We start from the raw sequence: 19,401 nt of genomic DNA, 5'->3' as shown, positions 1-19,401 counted from the left end.
AAATGACAGATTTTGAGGATTTTCAGCAAAAAATGTCGCGTGACTTTGCCAAGCGGCTTCAAAAACGTCAATCTGATCGAACCTTGTGTCGAAAGTATTGTCGCTACGCTTTTAAAGGTGTGGGCTACGAGGACAACAATCAAATTATCTATCGTTTTCCTAACCATTATGGTGCATCCGTCATTGATGGTTTTGGTAGTCAGGGTTTGGAGTTGATGCCGGTTCATTTTTTTGGTAGCGACTATCATCATTATGAGAACATGGCTGATTTTCCTTTGACGTACTTGTCTGATGAAAATTTGCAATTGGTTTTGACTGAAATTTTTGAAACAGGTTACACAACGAAAACAATTTAAAATAAAACCGATACAATTTATTAAATAAATTGTATCGGTTTTTTAATTTATTACATAAATGTTAAATAAGTTACTATTATTTTAGAATTTTGAATAAATATCAATGAATAAGGATTTAATTTATAATTTATATATGTTATATTTATTTGTAATTAAGAAAGCTAAAGTGAGGGATTTGTTGTGAGTACTAAAAGAGAGATGATTTTTAATACAGCGCTTTCGATGTTTAAAAGTGAAAAATATGGGAAGGTTACGTTAGATAAAATTGCTGAAGCGTCAGATACAAGCGTATTTGCCATTAAACACAACTTTCATGATAAAAAAGAATTATTTAGGTTGATTATCTTATTAATGATCGAGCCGATAGAAGAAGAATTAAGTGACATTTATGCTACAACAATGGAGTATTCTCAAAAGTTGGTTAAAGCTATTGAATTAATAAATAATCAACTATCAGTAATTATTGAACGCAATTTTGAAGATCACATCTTATCAGACCTTGCTTCAGTCAATCAGATTCAAGAAGAAGTTGAAAAATGGGTAGACTCAGTTTATTTAAGATTTATCAATTTAGGATACAGTACTCATGATATTGACAAAAAAATTCAACGAGTAACCATTTTATCTTATATTCAAGCTGCTGTGAATATTCAGAAGAATAAAAAATTTAAAGCAGAAGGCTTCCATTTCAATCATCAATTACTACACTTATTTTTATATGGTTTAGTAGGTATTCCTGAAATTGATTATCAAAATGTTGACTCGCTCCAACTATTAGAAATACTAACGGAAAAAGCCAGAAGAGAACAACCGTCCTCAAATTAATTTTTGAGGGCTTTTTATATGATGTTATTCATGTTAGAATATTCAAAAAATAAGAGGTGAAAAATGATAAAAATTCGAACTGCCACAATAAAAGATGCCACTCAATTATTAGAAATATACCGACCTTACGTCCTTAATACCAATATTACTTTTGAATACACAGTACCAACCATTGCCGATTTTACCCAAAGAATCAGTGGAACTTTACAGCAGTTTCCTTATTTAGTAGCTGTTGAAGAAGAAAAAATTGTTGGCTATGCTTATGCTCACTCCTACAAAGAAAGAGCGGCCTATGATTGGGCCGTGGAAGTGACTGTCTATGTGTCAGTAAAAGATCAGGCAAAAGGAACCGGAAAAATGTTGTATGATGCTTTAGAAAATGAATTGAAGAAACAAAACATTTTAGTTTTGACGGCTTGTATAACGGGTGGAAATGATAATAGTGTCACCTTTCACGAAAAATTTGGCTATCAAAAGGTTGCTGAATTTAAGAAAATCGGTTACAAATTTAATCAATGGCATGATGTCATTTGGATGCAAAAATTTTTACAAGAACCAAAAAACCAAGTTGAGGCAGTGATTCCTTATTCTGAACTGTAATAAATGATAAAGTTGCCACTGTATTCTCATGTAAAACATGTTGAATTACCCTTTATTATTTTTCTGAAAGAGTGGTATCCTTACATCGTCAAGTAAATTGAGGAGGGCAAAAACAGACCATGAAGAAGAATGCGTTAAAATCGCAATCACCGGTCAAGACTAGCGACATTTTAATTGAAATGTTAGGTTTAGTTATATTGATCTCTTTAGCAGTCTATGCCGTTTCTACCGGGAAAATATTCTAAAGGAAGTTGGGGCTTTGGCCGTCAGCTTATTTTTGTTTTTTCCGAGAAAAAGCTTCAGTTAGGTCAAACTTACCTAGTTGAAGCTTTTTAATTTGATCTATGTTATAGTCAAGTAAAACGCTTGCACATTTTTCACAGAGTAAAAATGAATTCTAAAATTTTTATCATAATTCTCCACTTTTTTTCCACATGCTAAAAAATTTTTTGTTATAAAAAGGAGTTTCTATGTCACGAAAAGAAGATAGTTTGCAAACAAGAGAACGTTTGTTAACAGCTGCATTTAATAATTTTTATGAATTTGGTTTTCAAAGTCCTTCTTTGGAAAAGATTTCACGGTCAGCTTCAGTCAGTCGTGGAGCAGCTTATTGGCACTTTGAGAATAAAAGTCAAATATTTAAAGAAGTGATCAAAGAGGTATTAAGTAAAATTCAATTGGAAAAAGAAAAAATTATTCAAAATGACCAATGGGATTTTCAAGAAAAGACAGCTCGTTTGATTCATGTACCAACCAAACATCTCAAAAATTTTAAATTCCTGCAACAATCCATGCAAACCTTGGAAACAGAGGCTGAGTTTTCTGAAGTGTATCAAGAGATTCAAGCTTCTAAACTACGGTTGTATCAATTTTTTGAAACAGGTTTATTGACAATTGGATGCGAAGCTTCTCAGGCCAGCGAGTTAGCCAGTCTTTTTTATACTTACTTTGAAGGAATGTATGTCTCTGGCATCCCTAAAGAAGTAAAACCGACCTATAAATTATCAGTCATTAATAATAATTTAGAAATTATTTTTTCTCAGTTGAAAAAAATTTTGTAGCTTGTTGAAGTTAAATTCGACAAGTTTTTTTTTTCACTTTATTGACAACGCTTTCAATTACTTGTTAGACTAAGTTTGTAAACATACAGTGATGTATGTCAAAAATGAAAGGAGCTTTTAAAATGACAATTGAAGAGATGGTTGCAAAAGCCCGCACAGCAATGGAGGAAATTGCTAATTATGATCAAAAACAGGTGGATGATATGCTTTATACGATGTCAAAAGCAATTTTTGAACAAGCAGAACCTTTAGCAAAACTTGCAGTGGAAGAAACAAGGCTTGGTCGTATCGACCACAAAATTGGTAAAAATCAAGATATGGCGGCGAATATTTTTAGCTCATTAAAAAACAAACCATCGGTAGGTATCATCAGAGAAATACCAGAAGAAGGTCTGATTGAAATTGCACATCCAAGAGGAGTCATCGGTTCAGTTACACCAACAACAAATCCAACTATCACACCGCTTGGTAATGGCTTAATGGCATTAAAAGGAAAAAATGCCATGATTGTTTCGCCACATCCTCGCTCAAAAAAGACAACGAAAAAAACAATTGACATTATGTGCGATGCTTTAGAAAGCATTGGTGCACCCAGAAATTTGTTGCAAGTAATTGAAGAACCAAGTATTGAGTTGTCTCAAGAATTAATGAAAAATGTTGATTTAATTGTGGCAACTGGTGGGCCAGGTCTTGTTCGTTCTGCTTATTCCAGTGGCCATCCAGCCTATGGTGTTGGGCCTGGGAATGTTCAAGCAATTTTGGATGAGGATTTTGATGTGGCAGCAGCAGCGGAGTTAAGTGTTATTGGACGCTCATTTGATAATGGGATTGTCTGTGCTTGCCAGCAAAGTTTGATTTATCCAGCAGAAAAAGAAGCCGAAGTTTTTGCAGAATTAGCTAAAAATCAAGCAGCAGTCATTTCCGATCCAGCTGAGGTTGATCGTTTGAGAAAAGTTGTCTTTCCAGAAGGGGTAGCTAATCCAGAAATGATCGGTCAGGATCCTGATATTATTGCTAAAGCAGCTGATGTTTCATTACCTGAAGGTAGTCAAATTATTGCTGTAAAAGTCGAAGAAAATGGCAAAGCAGAATTGTTCTGTAAAGAAAAAATGGTTCCAGTTCTAGCATTGAAGAGCTATCAAAGCTTTGAAGAAGCAGTTGGTTTTGCAAAAGAAAATCTACAATTAGAAGGCGCCGGTCACTCAGCTGGTTTGTTTAGTCACAATAAAGAACATATGATTTATGTTGGTGAGGCATTGCCAGTGAGCCGATTAGTCATTAACCAACCAACAATTGATGCCGGCGGCTCACCTGCAAACGGCTTAAATCCAACTGTTTCATTAGGTTGTGGTTCATGGGGAAATAACATTATTTCAGAAAATTTATATTACAAACATTTAATTAATATTTCACGAATCGCAATGCCAATTGAAGCCAAAGATACAGGATCACCTTGGGATTAGGTGAGAAAATGGATAAATTTAAAAGTCTCTTAAAAAAAATTGACGTAAAACAAAAGGTCCGGATCGGCGTAGTTTGTCCCCATGATAAAATCAGTATTCAAGCAGTTTTTAATCCTTTAGTAATTGATTATGTCCAGCCAGTTTTAATCGGTGATAGTCAAATTATCACTGATTTATTAGCTACATTTGATTATCATGCAGAAGTTGTTCCTTCAGAAAGTGAAGAGGCTAGTGCAGCTCTTGCAGTTCAATTAGTTAAAGAAGGAAAGTTAGACTGTTTAATGAAAGGGCATTTAGCGACTCGCACTTTTTTAAAGGCGATTGTCAATAAAGAACTTGGAATTGCTGAACAACTACTGACTCATGTGGCAGTTAATGATATTCCCAATTACCATAAATTATTATTAACAACAGATGGTGGCATGGTCTTACAACCAACTAAAACCGAAAAAAGAACCTTGATTGCTCATGGTGTGAAAGTTATGCAAAAACTGGGTGTCAAAAAGCCGAAAGTTGGTTTATTGGCAGCTGCAGAAATTGTCAATCCGAAAATTACCTCTAGCGTTGAAGCACAAGAATTAGCAGCCGAATTTGCTGAAACAGCCGATTTTGAAATAGTTGGTCCGATTTCTTTTGATTTAGCAACCAATCGTGAAATTGCTGAAATTAAACACTACGAAAATCCAGTTGCGGGTGAAGCAGACGTGTTAGTTGGACCAGATATTACCACTATGAATGTTTTAGGAAAAAGTTTAACTGGCTTTTCGAAAGCTACCATGGCTGGAATTGTTATGGGGGCCAAAGTACCAATTGTCATGGTATCTCGTGGATCAAATGAAAAAGAAAAAGCTTATTCAATCTTAGTCGCTATGTACTGTAGTAAGGAGTGATCTTGTGAAAATTTTAGCTTTAAATCCAGGCTCTACCTCTACAAAGATTGCCTATTATGTTGATGGTGAAATTATTGAAGAGATGAGCATTGATTATCCGGTGGAAGAATTACAAGATTTTAAATATGTCAGTGATCAGCTTGATTATCGACGAAATCATATTTTGTCATTCTTAGCTGAGAAAAAAATTGATTTAACTCAATTAGATACAATTGTTGGACGCGGCGGTATTTTACCGCCAGTGACTGCTGGAGCTTATGAAGTTAATCAACCGATGTTAGATTACTTAACTAAGAAAACAAAAATTGATCATCCATCAAATTTAGGCGCCTTGCTGGCTTATGAATTAAAAGAACAAGCCAACAAAAGAACGATTGCGATGATTTATGATCCTGTTTCAGTTGATGAATTTGATGACGTAGCACGTGTTTCTGGATTAAAAGGTGTACCGCGTAAAAGTATTGGTCATGCATTAAATATGCGGGCAGTTGCTATGAAGGTCGCACGAGAAGCTGGAATTGATTATCAAAATGGCAATTTTATTGTCGCCCATTTAGGCGGTGGGAATTCAGTCAGCATACACAGCCAAGGACGGATGATTGATTCAATTTCTGACGACGAAGGACCTTTTTCAACTGAAAGAACCGGGGGATTACCTTTAAAATATGTCTTTGATTTATGTGAAACCCATAGTAAAAGTGAAATGCTCCGGTTATACAAAAGAGAAGGTGGTTTAAAATCATACGCTGGAACTAGCGATGCCAGAGAAATTGAAGCAGAAATTTCAGCCGGAAATCAAGAATTAGCGATTGTTTATGAGGCTTTTATTTATCAGATAGCCAAAGCGATAGGTAGTCTAGCAACAGTAACTGATGGGAAAATTGATCGAATTGCTTTAACAGGTGGTGTGTCCCACTCACAAAAAGTAGCGAGTGGTGTCAGTAAAAGAGTCCAGTTTATTGCTCCAGTAGTCATTGAAGCAGGAGAACATGAAATGATTGCTTTATCAAAAGGTGGGGAACGTGTCGTCTTAGGGGAAGAAGAATTACAACTATTTAATTATTGAAAGGAGCTTGTTCATGAAAATCAAAGCAGCGGTCGTTAAAGAAAAAGGTGCCCCTTATGAAATTAGCGAGATTGAATTAGCTGAAGTGGGACAAACAGATGTGTTAGTCAAAATTGTAGCTAGTGGATTGTGTCGTTCTGACTACGGAGAAAGAAACGGCAATAGTATCGAATTTCCCAATGTTTTAGGTCATGAGGGTTCAGGCATTGTTGAGAGAGTCGGCGACGCAGTTACTTCAGTTGAACCAGGTGATCATGTAATTTTATCTTATGCTTATTGTGGTGAATGCCGTCATTGTACAGACGGTCATCCTTCCAGTTGTGAAAAATGGTTCACAGTTAATAATATCGGAAAGAACCCACGTGGAGAATATGTTTTACACACTGACGGGGGAGAAGCAGTTAATAATTTCTTTAATCAATCTTCCTTTGCTACTTATAGCTTAACGGATGAATCGAATGTAGTAAAAGTATCAAAAGAAATTGATTTACGTTTATTAGGTCCTCTTGGATGCGGGCTAGGTACTGGTAGTGGCGCAGTTTTAAGAGTTTTGAATCCTTCTGTAGGTGAAGGAATTGCGATCTTTGGAACAGGTGCAGTTGGTTTTGCGGCAGTTATGGCGGCAAAAATCGCTGGTTGTTATCCGATTGTGGCAATTGATATCAATGATCAGCGTTTGGAAAAAGCCCAAGAATTGGGAGCAAGCCATATTTTAAACAGTAGTCAAGCAAATCCGCAAGACTTTATTATGGAATTGACTGATGGTAAGGGTCTAGATTATGTGATTGATTCAACTGGTGTGCCACCAGTAATGACTCAAGCTTTACATTCGCTAGCAAACTCGGGCACCTTTGTACCTTTAGCGGTGACTAAAAAAGAATTTGAAGTGAATACTTTCTTTGATTTAGTTTTCGGAAATAAAAAAGTGCGAGGCGTTTTAATTGGCGATACGATTGCTAAGTATCATTTGCCAAACCTAATTGATTTTTATCAACGAGGAGAATTTCCTTTTGACCAATTTGTAAAATATTATGACTTTGAAGACATCAATCAAGCTGAAGCTGATTCATTAAGCGGTGAAGTGATTAAAGCAGTAGTTGTCATGGACAAAGCTTATCAACCACCTAGTTAGGAGGCTCGCTAATGAAAAAAGGAGATGTTATTTGGCTAGCAATCATGGCTAGTTTAATCTTATTATTTGTCATTCCTGCTACCCGAGCGGCGATTATGGCGCAAAGTGGTGCTCATCCTTACCTTGGTGGATTTATCCAATTTGGCATTTTAGCAACCATGGGTGATTTATTAGGCAAACGAATTGTGACAGGGAATTACCAACTTTCTAAAGAAGTTTTTTCCCGAGCGGTAGTCTGGGGTGTGATTGGTTTAATGGTCACTTTGGTTTTCCCAATCTTCATGGGAGGAGCCGGTTTAGCTCAAATGGAAGGCTTATTACCATTCTTCGAAGTACCATTAGCTCAAGCATTGTTTGGTTCATCAATCATGAATCTGACTTTCGCACCAGCAATGAATACTTTTCATCGTGTCTTGGATGTATTGATTGATAATCGAAGCCAAAACAAAACCAGCACTTTAAAAGGGATTGTTAAACAAATTGATTGGCCAAGCTTTGTGACTTTTAATTGGTTGAAGGTAGGAATTTGTTTTTGGATTCCAGTTCATACGGTTGTCTTTCTATTACCTGAAAATGTTCGCGTAGTGGTAGCTGCCTTCAGCTCGATAGCTTTAGGGATTATTTTATCTTTTGCAGCTAAGAAAAGTAGTCAAATGAGTGATGATGACGGTGCAATTGCATAAATATTTAAGCAAGAATTTTCGGATTCTTGCTCTTTTTATTATTTAGCTTTAGTTCACACCACCTTGTTAATTAGTAGCCCAGCTAGAATTGATGGAAATACGGCAGAAATATTCAGAAAATTTGTAAAATTCTCTTTACATTCAAAGGTAAATATGAGAATATCATGAACATATCATGTAAAAAGGGAGTGAATTTTATGAACGGAGTCGTATTATTGGTGTTTGCAATTATTTGTTTTCTAGCAGCTTATTTTGGGTATTCTCGTTGGTTAGAAAAGAAATGGGGCGTTGATCCGAAAGCTCAGACACCTGCTTATGCATTAGAAGACGGCGAAGACTATACGCCAGAACCAGCGTTTGTGGTATTTAGTCATCAGTTTTCTTCCATAACGGGGGCAGGTCCGGTGACTGGTCCGATTATCGCCGCGATGTTTGGTTGGGTACCAGCATTTTTATGGATTTTATTTGGCGGAATTTTCTTTGGCGCCGTTCATGATTTTGGTGCGATGTATGCATCAGTTAAAAATGAAGGTAAATCGATTGGACTAATTATTGAAAAGTATATTGGTAAAGTTGGTAAGCAATTATTCTTATTATTCTGTTGGCTTTTCTCTTTATTAGTTATTGCAGCCTTTGGGGATATCGTAGCAACAACATTTAACGGTTTAACACCAGATGTCGCACAATCAGTTAACAATGCGAATGCTTCAGCAGCTTCAATTTCAATGTTGTTTATTGTTGCGGCAGTAATCGTTGGCTTGATCATGAAACGGGTTCATCTTAGTGGTTGGAAAATGCATGTTTTTGGTATTGTGGTATTGTTAATTACTTTAGCAATCGGTATGAGTTTCCCAATCTTTGCAGATAAAAGCACATGGTTGTTGATTGTTTTTGCTTATTTATTTTTAGCTTCAGTCATGCCAATGTGGTTGTTAATGGCACCTCGTGATTTCCTAAGCACATATATGCTGTTAGGAATGATCATTGCTGCTGTATTAGGTTTAGTTATGCAAAATCCAACGATTGAATTGAATGCATTTAACGGATTTGCAATTGCCGATGCTAATGGCAATATGAACTACTTATTCCCGATTCTTTTTATTACTGTCGCTTGTGGAGCGGTATCTGGTTTCCATAGTTTGGTTTCTTCAGGAACGTCATCTAAACAAGTAAAAAATGAAAAAGATATGCGACCAATTAGTTATGGTTCTATGATGTGTGAATGTGTTTTAGCTGTCGTAGCATTAGTCGTAGCTGGTGCAGTAGCCAAAAATGGTCAATTACCTGAAGGTACACCATTTCAAATTTTCTCTGGTTCAGTTGCTGGATTCTTAGCAAACTTTGGTTTACCAATCACAGTTGCTCAAGCGTTTATGACGATGTGTGTATCTGCCTTGGCATTGACTTCATTAGATTCAGTAGCAAGAATTGGTCGTATGAGTTTACAAGAATTCTTTATGAATACTGAAGGTGAAACCACTGGTATTGCTAAATTATTAACTAATAAATATGTGGCGACAATCGTAACTTTAGCAGCTGGTTTTGTGCTAGCTTTGGGTGGTTACAACAGTGTTTGGCCATTATTTGGTTCAGCCAATCAATTATTAGCCGCAATGGTAATGATCGCCGTAGCTGTTTATATGAAAACAGCTAAAAAATCTGGCGTGATGTTTTATATTCCGATGGCTATTATGTTAGCTGTGACTTTCACAGCATTAGGAATTTCGTTGTATCGTTTAGTTGCTAAAATGATGTCAGCGACACAATTCTTAATTACGATTCCTGCAGAAGCACAAGCGGGCCAATTTGTTTTATTATCTGATGGTTTGCAACTAGTGTTTGCATTATTACTATTAGGATTGGGTATCATGGTAGCGGTCAAATGTCTAAAAGCATTGTTTGCAGTTGATACTAAAGAAAAAGTAAAAGATGTTGCACCAGAAGTAAAATAATTTTTCACTAGCTATCTCGATTGTATTCAGGTAGCTAGTTTTTTTGTGTTAAAATATTCTAAAATGGAATAGGAGAAAATAGATGGATTTCCAGAAGCTTCAATTATTTGTAGATTTGGCTGAAACGTTAAATTATAGTGACACTGCAGCCGAAAATTTCACTACTCAAAGCAATGTTTCAAAAAAAATTACTGCTTTGGAAAAAGAATTAGATAGTCAATTATTTGAGCGTAAGCATCATGTTCATTTGACTGAAGCTGGCGAACTCATTTTGCCCTTTGCCCAACAAATATTAAGAGATTATCAAGGCCTGCAACAGCAGTTAATTACTTTTAAGCAACAACAAGATTTATCCTTAATTATCCATGCTATTCCTACTATGCCTAATTATCAAGGGTTCGCTAGCTTGACAACATTCTTAGTGAAACATCCACAAATTCAGCTGCAATTACATGAAGCTGAAGCCGATGATCTGGCCTTACCCGCTGCCAATAATAGTCTGAGCTTCCTGCGATCACTGACATTACTTGAAGGAAATGAGTATTTATTGACAGAAAAAGATCGATTAGTAGTGGTATTACCGGCAAAACATCCATTGGCTCAAGAAAAATCAATTCAACTAGGACAGTTAAAAAATGAGAATTTTTTATTTTTAGGAAACCATAAGGAAATTTATTATTCTGTAATTGAACTTTGCCAGCAAAATGGCTTTACACCTAAAATTGGTTATCAAGGAACCCGGATCGAATTAATCTTAAGTATGGTAAATCAAGGGATTGGTGTTGCTTTAGTGATGGAGAAAACGACTCAAACGAAACAATCTAATGAAATAAAAACTATTCCAATTGCACCAGAACAAACCAGTTATCTTTATTTCGAGAAGGGTCCAGAAGGAAATGAAGCAGTCCAAAAATTTTGGCAGTTTTTGAAAAAAGAATATTCCAATTTGGAATAGAAAATAAATAAGTCGAATTGAACTTTCTTCACTTGCCTCTTAAACTATAAACATAGAGAGCAAGAAAGAAGGTTTTTTGATGAGTGAATTATACGATCTACGAAAAGTATTAGCCGAATTAAAAGAAATGCCAGGACAATATCATGAAACCGATGAACTAGTTGATCCTCATGCTGAATTAGCTGGTGTTTATCGCTATATTGGCGCAGGTGGAACGATTATGCGACCAACTCAAGAAGGTCCTGCCATGATGTTTAATAATGTTAAGGGATTTCCTGATACTCGAGTTTTAACAGGTATTTTAGCTAGTCGCAGACGGGTTGGAAAAATTTTTCATCATGATTATCAAACATTAGGTCGACTTTTAAAGGATTCTGTCCAAAACCCAGTCAAACCAGTAAAAGTTTCTCAGAAAAAAGCACCCGCGCAAGAAGTAATCCACTTAGCAACGGATGAGGATTTTGATATTCGCAAAATTTTAGCGGCACCAACTAATACGGAATATGATGCTGGGCCTTATATCACAATGGGGGTTGTTTACGGATCTGATCCCGATAAAACTATGAGTGATGTGACGATTCACCGGATGGTATTAGAAGATAAAGATACAATCGGTATGTACATTATGCCAGGAGGTCGGCATATTGGTCATTTCCAAAAACAATATGAAGCATTAAATAAACCAATGCCTGTAACGATTAATATTGGTTTGGATCCTGCTATTTCGATTGGGACAACTTTTGAGCCACCAACTACCCCACTTGGCTACAATGAATTATGGATTGCCGGAGCTTTACGAAACCAACCAGTTCAATTAGTTGATGGTGTCGCAGTGGATGAAGTCGGTTTGGCACGAGCGGAATTTGTGATTGAGGCAGAAATTTTACCCCACGAAACGATTCGTGAAGATATCAATACCAATACAGGTAAAGCGATGCCGGAATTTCCTGGTTATAATGGTGATGCGAATCCTGCCGTAAATGTGTTAAAAGTCAAAGCGATTACACATCGAAAAGACCGTCCAATCATGCAAACAACAATTGGTCCCAGTGAAGAACATGTATCGATGGCTGGGATTCCAACTGAAGCTAGCATTTTAGACTTGGTGGACAAAGCAATTCCGGGAAAAGTGGTCAATGTTTATAATCCACCAGCTGGTGGCGGTAAATTTATGACAATTCTACAAATTCATAAAGAAACTGATGCGGATGAAGGAATTCAGAGACAAGCAGCAATTTTAGCGTTATCTGCCTTTAAAGAACTGAAAACAGTAATTTTAGTTGATGATGATGTGGATATTTTTGATATGAATGATGTAATGTGGACTCTAAATACTCGGTTCCAAGGAGACCAAGACATTATCGTTTTACCCGGTATGAGAAATCATCCATTAGACCCATCTGAACGACCAGAGTATGATCCAAAATCGATTCGGGTAAGAGGAATGAGCTGTAAAACAATTTTAGATGGTACGGTACCTTTTGATTTGAAAGATCAATTTGAACGGGCACAATTTAAAGAAGTACCAGATTGGGAAAAATATTTGAAATAGGTGAGTAGGATGAAAAAAATTGTCGTGGGAATTACTGGTGCGTCAGGCACAGTTTATGCGGTAGATTTGTTAAGAAAACTGCAAGTTAACCCTGAAATTGAAACTCATGTGATCATCAGTAATTGGGCAAAAGAAAACTTAAAGTTAGAAACTGATTTGAAAATGTCAGATTTACGTGCCTTAGCTGATGTTGTCTATGACAACAATAATTTAGGGGCTGCAGTTGCTAGTGGTTCTTTTTTAACTGATGGGATGATCATCGTACCAGCTAGTATGAAAACTGTTGCTGGAATTTCAATTGGTTTTGGTGATAGCTTAATCGCTCGTGCCGCCGATGTAACTTTAAAAGAACAAAGAAAACTTATTTTAGTGCCGCGAGAAACGCCATTAAATGCGATTCATTTAGAAAATCTGACTAAATTGGCGCGGCTAGGGGTGCAAATCATTCCACCAATTCCAGCTTTTTATAATCATCCAGAAACAATCGCTGACATCATTAATCATCAAACCATGAAGCTACTTGATGCATTAGGGATTGAAAATACCGGTAGAAGGTGGCAAGGATGAGAAAAAAATTTTCAGTCACACAGGCTGGTTATCAAATCAAGCTGACTGCAGAATTTATAGGCAATGATTTGTTATTGGTAATCACTGGCGGAGATACACCACATTTGGGAACGATTTCGATTTTTAATGCAGAAGGGCAAGACGTTTTACGGTTTCCCAGTCATGATGGGCGATTTCATAAAGACGATTTGTTGGCAGAAAAGCTGATCGAAAATCTGACCGAACAACCAATTGGAAATATTGTGGTCACTAGCGGTGTGCATGTCAATCAAATTACAAAAGAGCAAATTATCGCCAGTTTTCAAATGATTGAAAAGCTAGCTGACCAATTGTCTGGCTGGCTTAAAAATAACCAACCAAAATTACCAGAAGCAGAATATTATTAATAGTAACAACCCACAACATCGTTCTCATTGTTGTGGGTTGTTTTTGGCCAGTTGAGTATACTTTTGAATAAAATCTGTTTTGGCATTTGTATAACCATCACGGTCATGTTCAAATTTTTGCCAAAGGGTTAGTTTCAACTTTTCATATTGTTTCGCAACAGTTGGATGAGTGTTTAGATAATCTTTAAAGTAAAGTTCATCACGATCTCCTAAATAACGCAAATGAAGGTGAAAAACCTTTTCAGCAAAACCATTCTCGGTATAGCCTTTATTAAAAGACAATCTACTATCAGACTCAGACATTAGAAGATAGTTCGCTGAGAGAAGGGTCTCTTTTACGCAGATGATATTAGTTTTAGCAGGAATTTCAACTAATATATCAATAATTGGTTTGGCCCAAATCGTATCTATCGCGGTACTGCCGATGTGATTGATTTGAAGGCCGGAGATATTTTTTAGGGAATTTTTTAATAAATTTTTTTCAATTTGATACCAATCGTTCCATTGAGGCTGGTGCTCTTGTAACTGAATCGGAAATAATTGCCATAATTCTGTTAAAGACATTTCTGCTAATGGTTTCGTCAAAAGATCCCTCTTTTCTATTGATATTCTTGGTAATAAAAAATTGCTAGCTGAGTACGATCACGAACAGCAAGTTTGTCCAATAGCTGACTAATATAATTTCTAACGGTGCCTTCACTTAAAAAGAGTGCTTTAGCAATTTCCTTGTTATTTTTGCCGCGCGCAACTTCTAATAAGATTGCTTCTTCCCGTTCAGATAGTTGAAAGGTCGCTGCTTTTTTTTGAGGTTGTTGCTGTAGGACTTCAGATAATTTTCCTGCAATTTCTGAACCAAAAACGGATTGACCATTGTAAACAGCTTTAATTGCAGGTACGATGGCAGCTAAATTTTGTTTAATTAAATAACCTTTCACACCTAATGATAAAGCTTCGCGGATGTATTCATCATCTGAAAAAGTGGTTAATAATAAGATAATTGCGGCTGTGTCTTGTTGCAATATTTCTTTGGCAGCAGTAATACCAGTGCTATCGCCCATCCGAATATCGCTAAGCAGAACATCTGGTTTTTCTTTTAAGTATAAGGTCACTGCTTCTGAGGCGGATTGGCCAGTTGCAACTACTTTTATTTCACCGCTGGCTTCTAAAATAGTTTTTAGTGATTCGGTTACTAAGCGATCATCGTCAACTACCACTACACGTATCATAAATAAGGCTCCTTTTTCTTACTAAGTTTTTTTAAGAGTGCGGGAATCAGAATGTTTAGGTAAAATAATATTAATTTGAAAGCCTTTATCGGAGGCTTTAATGTGCAGCTGACCATTGATTCGTTCAATTCGTTGTCGCATGCTAGTTAAGCCAATTCCATCATTTAAAGCTAAATTGGGTCGACCGATTTTTCCATTATCAAGGATTTTCAAACGATAAAATGCTGGCAACTCATCAAAGACTAGCTGAACTTGTGTTGCTTGACTGTGTTTCATGACATTAGACAAGGCCTCTTTAATGACAGTTAAAATAACTTTTTCTTCGGTCTGTTCTAAGGAGCTAGGCACCTTTCCGATAATGTCTACCGTGCAAAAGTGAAAGTCCGCAAGCAGTAAATCTACGGATTTTTCCAAATTGAGTGAATCAGCGTGCAAATCGTGAACGCTTTTTCTGACGCTGTTCATTCCAGTATGAATTGTTTCTTCCAACTTATCTAACAATTCTGAGATGACTTGATTGTTATTAATTGCTTTAATAGCTCCTAGTTGAATAATGGCACTTGAAAGTAAATGACCAACATTATCATGAATATCTCTAGCAATCCGATTTCGTTCTTCTGCTATTTCTAAATCAAGAAAAGTTTCTCGACTGTCAATCAATTCCTCGTTTTTCTGTCTTAATAATTCTTGCTTTTCCCAGCTATCATCTTTTAATTGCAGTAATTCTCGGCTTAATTGCAAAAAATTTCTTTCACGCAAAGATAAGTATAATGTCAGAACAATTAAGCAAAATAATAATCCGCGCGTCTCCCAAGGCATCGGGACAACCAAGATCAATATGCCTGAACATAATGGCATCAGCCAATCGTATTTTTTCCTTTCGCGCCAAACAATTCTTAAAGTTGCTGGTAGAAAAAAACTAAACTTCCAACTCAAAATAACTGCAATAAAAATAAATACAAAAGAGTACCAATTGCTGATCTTATTGGTCATTAAGCGAGCTGGTGCCACCAATAAAATAGCTATTAATAAATACCAGATATTCTCAGGTTGAAATTGATCAGCAAATAGTAGAATTGAACCAATGATAAAAAGCCAAAGATATTCCAACCAATAAGTGTATTTTGTCATAAAAACTCCTTGAATGTGACAATTGTCATGTCGTCTTTAGCAGATTTTCACTTTTTTCACTGCTTTATTTCCATTATAGTCATGGTATTAAGAAAAAGAAAAGGAGTTTTCAAGATGAAAATGATTGAGATAGATAATTTAGTTAAGCGGTATGGCGATTTTTTAGCCATTAATCATTTAAATATGAACGTTGAAAAAGGGGATATTTTAGGATTATTAGGTCCTAACGGCAGTGGTAAATCGACCACGATCAATTGCATTTTATCGTTATTGTCTTATGACCGTGGTGAAATTAAAATATTTGGGGAAAAAATGGGACCAGAAAAATATGGTATTAAACAAAAAATTGGTGTCGTGCCGCAAGAGATTGCTGTCTTTGATGAATTAAATGTTCGTGACAATATTGATTATTATTGTGGCTTATACATTAATGATAAAATGATTCGTCATCAGCATGTAGATGAAGTGATTGAGTTAGTCGGTTTAGAAGATTTTTGTAAATTCCTGCCGAAACAATTAAGTGGCGGTCTAAAACGCAGATTGAACATCGCTTGCGGAATTGTTCATAAACCAGAATTAATTTTCTTAGATGAGCCGACTGTGGCTGTAGATCCACAAAGTCGGAATAAAATTTTAGAAAGTATCAAAGAATTGAATCGCCAAGGAGCAACGATTGTTTATACCACTCATTATATGGAAGAAGTCGAAATTTTGTGTAACCGAATTGTGATTATCGATCAAGGCCAAGTAATTGCTGAAGGTAGTAAAGAAGAGTTAAAAAATATGGTTCGTTCAAGTGAAAAAGTTGTGGTAGAGGTTCCTGAAATTCAACAACATCAACTGACTGAGCTGAGCCAATTACCTGGTATATTGGAGATTAGTTATGATGAATTACATTTGGTTGTTTATACCGAAGAGTTGAGAATTAGTATGTTACCTTTATTAAGTTATTTTGAAGCTCAGAATATTCCTTATGCTAATTTAATAACTGAAGAAGCGACATTAAACGATGTTTTCTTAGAAATAACTGGCAAAGAATTGCGGGATTAGGGAGGAAAAAAAGATGTTTTTACGTTTAATTATTTATCGGATTAAAGTTTTATTGAAAAATCGAGTATTGCTTTTTTGGACCTTTGCTTTTCCAGTGGTTTTAGGTTTGCTATTTAATTTTGCTTTTAGTGGTCTAGATGATCAAGGGCAATTGGAAACGACGAAGATCGGAATTGTTTCATCTGATGCAGAAAAAACTGAAAATTTCGAAACAGTTTTATATAGCTTGGAAAATGATGGGAAGCCAGTTTATCAAGGGAAACAGATGAGCAAAAAACAAGCAGTCGCACAGCTTTCTGATGAAAAAATTGCTGGTTATTATGAAATAACACCAACGGATATTTCTTTAGCAGTCAGCCAAAGCGGCATTCCACAAACCATCATGGAAGAATTTTTAAATCAATATCTTCAACAAACGACTGAGATTGAAAATTTAATTGCTAGTGGTTCCGTCAATCCACAAGCTATTTCAGAAGATTTATTTGCTTCAACAAAATATGTCGCTGAAGGCCATCAAGCCAGTAGTTATAGCGTGAAATCGTTTTACTTTTTCACCTTGGTAGCGATGGCGATTATGTATAGTTTCATGTGGGGGTTGAAAAATGCCAACGACCAGCAAGCCAATCAATCAGCAAATGGCATGCGGCTATCGTTACTGCCGAAGAATAAACTAACGGTTGCGATAGCGAATTTATTAGCCAGCTTCGTTTTATTTTACAGTCAAAGCATGATTATCTTAGCGATTTTCCACTTTGTCTACCAAGTTGATTTTGGCAATCGTTGGGGCTGGATTTTACTGATTTACGGCGTCGCATCTTTAGCGACACTTTCCTTAGGGACTTTAATAGGAAATGCGCTGCCGAAATTAGGGTTACAGCAAAAAATATCAATTGGTGTAGGGCTCAGTATGGCAATGAGTTTCTTTGCAGGCATGATGGGTTCTCAATCATTAAAATATTGGATTGATGTTAATTTACCGTTATTAGGCAAATTAAATCTCGTCAACTTGATTAGTGATAGTTTATATCAATTATTTTACTATCAATCACTTAATAGTTTTTATATTAATCTGGCTTGGTTAGCTGGTTTTACCATTGTCTTTATGCTTTTAAATTATTTCTTTGAAAGAAGGGTGCAATATGACCATCTATAATGCGATTATTCAAATTATTAAAAAAAACAAAGGGGTGCTTTTATTAGGATTGCTAATCACAGTGGTCATTACTTTCTTCTATGCCGGACAATTAAAAGAAGAGCAATCTGATTTAACTGGAGCTAAGATTGTGATTTTAAATCAAGATAACTCTGAAATTAGTCAAAGTTTAGTCACACAACTGACCCAGCGTAATCAGCAAATTCAATTGAAGGACACTAGCCAAAAAGGTTTGGATGATGCTTTGTATTTTGAGAGAGTCGACTATATTTTGACGATTCCTAAAAATTTCGGGTCAGATTTATGGGCAGGAAAAAAAGTAACCGTCGAAAGCCAAACAAAACCTGGTACCTTTTCTAAAACTTTGGTGGATTCGAATATCAACAGTTTTCTAAATACATTTGAAACTTACCGCTCACAAATGGCTGGAAGTGATCAGGCCGACATTCTAGCTTTAACTAATGACACTTTGGTTCAAAAAGGAACAGTGAAATTTGATCAGACTTATCAGCAGAAAAAACGCCAAGGCTTAGTGGGAAATATTTTCAATTTATTGGCTTACGGTTTATTTAGTACTATATTTAGTGGCTATGCAGTGATTAATTTAGCCTTTAATCGTAAAGAAATTCGTGATCGAAATAGCTGCTCACCAATATCTCGTAGAAAACTAAGTCGTCGAATTTCAACTGCTAGCTTGGTATATTCAATGATTTGTTTTCTGATTTTCATGGTGTATATGGTGATTGTGACGGAAAGTGGATGGGATGTAATTACCGGATACTTTATTTTAAACAGTTTAATTTTCCTATCAGTCATGGTGAGCTTTTCTATTTTAGTCACTAGCATCATGAAAAATAGTGAATCGATTGCCGGAATTAACAATGTATTTATTATGGGAAGTTGCTTTATTGGAGGGATTTTTGTTCCAAGCGAAATTCTACCTGATTTTGTCTCAAAAATTGCTGCTTTTACCCCGACTTATTGGTTTGCTCAGAATAATCTCTTGTTAGGAAAAACAGTCGTCTTTAATCAAGCATTTAAAGAACAATTTCTTCAACAATCTCTCATTTTATGTGCTTTCACTGCTGTCTTTTTAGTCATTCATCTTATTAGTATGAAAGAAAAAGGTGGATTAAAAATATTCGGGAAAAAATCAACCGTCTCTTTAGAATCATAAACCCAGCCTCCTCACAAAAGAGGAGGTTTTTGTGAATTTAGAAAAAAAGTCTAGTCGAAAAAAATAGTCTCTTGAAAATTCAAAATCAACAACTTAAGAGAATAAATTTTGATCATCAAACAAAAAAATACCAAATATAGCAGTTTTTTTACTTGTTTTAGGCTAAAATAAAAGCT

21 protein-coding genes are annotated in these 19,401 nt (G+C 35.9%); 18 read left to right on the top strand and 3 right to left on the bottom strand.

The window, feature by feature from the left end:
• The first annotated feature begins 2 nt into the window (after window positions 1–2).
• The 15 genes from ID741_RS15530 (at window position 3) to ID741_RS15460 (ending at window position 13,488) form a co-directional block, all read left to right on the top strand.
• Entirely contained in the window at window positions 3–356 is a 354-nt protein-coding gene (locus tag ID741_RS15530; protein ID WP_438720652.1) for a hypothetical protein, read from the top strand.
• Between the two features lie 180 nt (window positions 357–536).
• The gene (locus tag ID741_RS15525; RefSeq protein WP_438720651.1) at window positions 537–1,181 is read left to right on the top strand and encodes a TetR/AcrR family transcriptional regulator; all 645 of its coding nucleotides are present in this window, start codon (window positions 537–539) and stop codon (window positions 1,179–1,181) included.
• A gap of 66 nt (window positions 1,182–1,247) precedes the next feature.
• Window positions 1,248–1,781: a GNAT family N-acetyltransferase gene (locus tag ID741_RS15520; protein WP_438721239.1), complete on the top strand. Its 534-nt coding sequence runs from the start codon at window positions 1,248–1,250 to the stop codon at window positions 1,779–1,781.
• Between the two features lie 119 nt (window positions 1,782–1,900).
• Window positions 1,901–2,026, top strand: a complete 126-nt coding sequence (locus ID741_RS15515) for a hypothetical protein (protein WP_281419018.1) — start codon at window positions 1,901–1,903, stop codon at window positions 2,024–2,026.
• Between the two features lie 225 nt (window positions 2,027–2,251).
• Window positions 2,252–2,842, top strand: coding sequence for a TetR/AcrR family transcriptional regulator (locus tag ID741_RS15510; RefSeq protein ID WP_438720650.1), 591 nt, complete (start codon window positions 2,252–2,254; stop codon window positions 2,840–2,842).
• A 104-nt stretch (window positions 2,843–2,946) separates the two neighbouring features.
• A complete protein-coding gene (locus ID741_RS15505) occupies window positions 2,947–4,305 on the top strand; it encodes an aldehyde dehydrogenase family protein (RefSeq protein ID WP_438720649.1) in 1,359 nt (452 codons plus the stop codon).
• Between the two features lie 8 nt (window positions 4,306–4,313).
• A complete protein-coding gene (locus tag ID741_RS15500; protein ID WP_438720647.1) occupies window positions 4,314–5,195 on the top strand; it encodes a phosphate acyltransferase in 882 nt (293 codons plus the stop codon).
• 4 nt (window positions 5,196–5,199) lie between these two features.
• Window positions 5,200–6,261 carry a butyrate kinase gene (gene buk, locus ID741_RS15495; RefSeq protein ID WP_438720646.1) on the top strand — a complete coding sequence of 354 codons (1,062 nt, stop codon included), beginning with the start codon at window positions 5,200–5,202 and terminating at the stop codon, window positions 6,259–6,261.
• 13 nt (window positions 6,262–6,274) lie between these two features.
• A complete protein-coding gene (locus ID741_RS15490; protein WP_438720645.1) occupies window positions 6,275–7,393 on the top strand; it encodes an NAD(P)-dependent alcohol dehydrogenase in 1,119 nt (372 codons plus the stop codon).
• An 11-nt stretch (window positions 7,394–7,404) separates the two neighbouring features.
• On the top strand, window positions 7,405–8,076 hold the full coding sequence (locus tag ID741_RS15485; protein ID WP_438720644.1) for a hypothetical protein: 672 nt from the start codon (window positions 7,405–7,407) through the stop codon (window positions 8,074–8,076).
• A 197-nt stretch (window positions 8,077–8,273) separates the two neighbouring features.
• Window positions 8,274–10,028: a carbon starvation CstA family protein gene (locus tag ID741_RS15480; RefSeq protein WP_438720643.1), complete on the top strand. Its 1,755-nt coding sequence runs from the start codon at window positions 8,274–8,276 to the stop codon at window positions 10,026–10,028.
• An 82-nt stretch (window positions 10,029–10,110) separates the two neighbouring features.
• Window positions 10,111–10,983: a LysR family transcriptional regulator gene (locus tag ID741_RS15475; RefSeq protein WP_438720642.1), complete on the top strand. Its 873-nt coding sequence runs from the start codon at window positions 10,111–10,113 to the stop codon at window positions 10,981–10,983.
• 79 nt (window positions 10,984–11,062) lie between these two features.
• Window positions 11,063–12,535, top strand: a complete 1,473-nt coding sequence (locus tag ID741_RS15470; RefSeq protein ID WP_438720640.1) for a UbiD family decarboxylase — start codon at window positions 11,063–11,065, stop codon at window positions 12,533–12,535.
• 9 nt (window positions 12,536–12,544) lie between these two features.
• The gene (locus ID741_RS15465) at window positions 12,545–13,102 is read left to right on the top strand and encodes a UbiX family flavin prenyltransferase (RefSeq protein ID WP_438720639.1); all 558 of its coding nucleotides are present in this window, start codon (window positions 12,545–12,547) and stop codon (window positions 13,100–13,102) included.
• Window positions 13,099–13,488 (top strand): amino acid decarboxylase, encoded by a 390-nt coding sequence (locus tag ID741_RS15460; protein WP_438720638.1) that lies wholly within the window; start codon window positions 13,099–13,101, stop codon window positions 13,486–13,488. Before ID741_RS15465 ends, ID741_RS15460 begins: the two co-directional genes overlap by 4 nt.
• Before the next feature lie 24 nt (window positions 13,489–13,512).
• Here the strand turns inward: ID741_RS15460 and ID741_RS15455 are convergent, their stop codons facing one another.
• The 3 genes from ID741_RS15455 to ID741_RS15445 are packed head-to-tail and all read right to left on the bottom strand — an operon-like array spanning window position 13,513 to window position 15,845.
• Window positions 13,513–14,052 carry a GrpB family protein gene (locus tag ID741_RS15455; RefSeq protein ID WP_438721238.1) on the bottom strand — a complete coding sequence of 180 codons (540 nt, stop codon included), beginning with the start codon at window positions 14,050–14,052 and terminating at the stop codon, window positions 13,513–13,515.
• A 35-nt stretch (window positions 14,053–14,087) separates the two neighbouring features.
• On the bottom strand, window positions 14,088–14,714 hold the full coding sequence (locus ID741_RS15450) for a response regulator transcription factor (protein WP_218325806.1): 627 nt from the start codon (window positions 14,712–14,714) through the stop codon (window positions 14,088–14,090).
• Window positions 14,715–14,735: 21 nt separating this feature from the next.
• Complete coding sequence (locus ID741_RS15445; protein WP_438720637.1) at window positions 14,736–15,845, bottom strand: sensor histidine kinase; 1,110 nt, start codon at window positions 15,843–15,845, stop codon at window positions 14,736–14,738.
• Window positions 15,846–15,959: 114 nt separating this feature from the next.
• Between ID741_RS15445 and ID741_RS15440 the strand changes: the two genes are divergently transcribed.
• The 3 genes from ID741_RS15440 to ID741_RS15430 are packed head-to-tail and all read left to right on the top strand — an operon-like array spanning window position 15,960 to window position 19,225.
• On the top strand, window positions 15,960–16,895 hold the full coding sequence (locus ID741_RS15440; protein WP_438720636.1) for an ABC transporter ATP-binding protein: 936 nt from the start codon (window positions 15,960–15,962) through the stop codon (window positions 16,893–16,895).
• Between the two features lie 13 nt (window positions 16,896–16,908).
• Complete coding sequence (locus ID741_RS15435) at window positions 16,909–18,048, top strand: ABC transporter permease (protein ID WP_438720635.1); 1,140 nt, start codon at window positions 16,909–16,911, stop codon at window positions 18,046–18,048.
• A complete protein-coding gene (locus ID741_RS15430) occupies window positions 18,035–19,225 on the top strand; it encodes an ABC transporter permease (protein ID WP_438720634.1) in 1,191 nt (396 codons plus the stop codon). Before ID741_RS15435 ends, ID741_RS15430 begins: the two co-directional genes overlap by 14 nt.
• Window positions 19,226–19,401 lie beyond the last annotated feature (176 nt).

The sequence above is a fragment of the Enterococcus sp. AZ103 genome (genome assembly GCF_051714685.1).
GTDB lineage: Bacteria > Bacillota > Bacilli > Lactobacillales > Enterococcaceae > Enterococcus_A > Enterococcus_A alishanensis.
Note: the sequence above shows the minus strand (reverse complement) of the source record. Positions and strands in the feature narration are given on the sequence as shown.

What these genes read in the sequence shown, in the direction of transcription:
- ID741_RS15530 (WP_438720652.1), top strand. Translation starts at nt 3, where the DNA reads ATGACAGATTTTGAGGATTTTCAGCAAAAAATGTCGCGTGACTTTGCC.
- ID741_RS15515 (WP_281419018.1), top strand. Translation starts at nt 1,901, where the DNA reads ATGAAGAAGAATGCGTTAAAATCGCAATCACCGGTCAAGACTAGCGAC.
- ID741_RS15510 (WP_438720650.1), top strand. Translation starts at nt 2,252, where the DNA reads ATGTCACGAAAAGAAGATAGTTTGCAAACAAGAGAACGTTTGTTAACA.
- ID741_RS15505 (WP_438720649.1), top strand. Translation starts at nt 2,947, where the DNA reads ATGAAAGGAGCTTTTAAAATGACAATTGAAGAGATGGTTGCAAAAGCC.
- ID741_RS15500 (WP_438720647.1), top strand. Translation starts at nt 4,314, where the DNA reads ATGGATAAATTTAAAAGTCTCTTAAAAAAAATTGACGTAAAACAAAAG.
- ID741_RS15490 (WP_438720645.1), top strand. Translation starts at nt 6,275, where the DNA reads ATGAAAATCAAAGCAGCGGTCGTTAAAGAAAAAGGTGCCCCTTATGAA.
- ID741_RS15485 (WP_438720644.1), top strand. Translation starts at nt 7,405, where the DNA reads ATGAAAAAAGGAGATGTTATTTGGCTAGCAATCATGGCTAGTTTAATC.
- ID741_RS15480 (WP_438720643.1), top strand. Translation starts at nt 8,274, where the DNA reads ATGAACGGAGTCGTATTATTGGTGTTTGCAATTATTTGTTTTCTAGCA.
- ID741_RS15475 (WP_438720642.1), top strand. Translation starts at nt 10,111, where the DNA reads ATGGATTTCCAGAAGCTTCAATTATTTGTAGATTTGGCTGAAACGTTA.
- ID741_RS15470 (WP_438720640.1), top strand. Translation starts at nt 11,063, where the DNA reads ATGAGTGAATTATACGATCTACGAAAAGTATTAGCCGAATTAAAAGAA.
- ID741_RS15465 (WP_438720639.1), top strand. Translation starts at nt 12,545, where the DNA reads ATGAAAAAAATTGTCGTGGGAATTACTGGTGCGTCAGGCACAGTTTAT.
- ID741_RS15460 (WP_438720638.1), top strand. Translation starts at nt 13,099, where the DNA reads ATGAGAAAAAAATTTTCAGTCACACAGGCTGGTTATCAAATCAAGCTG.
- ID741_RS15455 (WP_438721238.1), bottom strand. Translation starts at nt 14,052, where the DNA reads ATGTCTTTAACAGAATTATGGCAATTATTTCCGATTCAGTTACAAGAG.
- ID741_RS15450 (WP_218325806.1), bottom strand. Translation starts at nt 14,714, where the DNA reads ATGATACGTGTAGTGGTAGTTGACGATGATCGCTTAGTAACCGAATCA.
- ID741_RS15445 (WP_438720637.1), bottom strand. Translation starts at nt 15,845, where the DNA reads ATGACAAAATACACTTATTGGTTGGAATATCTTTGGCTTTTTATCATT.
- ID741_RS15440 (WP_438720636.1), top strand. Translation starts at nt 15,960, where the DNA reads ATGAAAATGATTGAGATAGATAATTTAGTTAAGCGGTATGGCGATTTT.
- ID741_RS15435 (WP_438720635.1), top strand. Translation starts at nt 16,909, where the DNA reads ATGTTTTTACGTTTAATTATTTATCGGATTAAAGTTTTATTGAAAAAT.
- ID741_RS15430 (WP_438720634.1), top strand. Translation starts at nt 18,035, where the DNA reads ATGACCATCTATAATGCGATTATTCAAATTATTAAAAAAAACAAAGGG.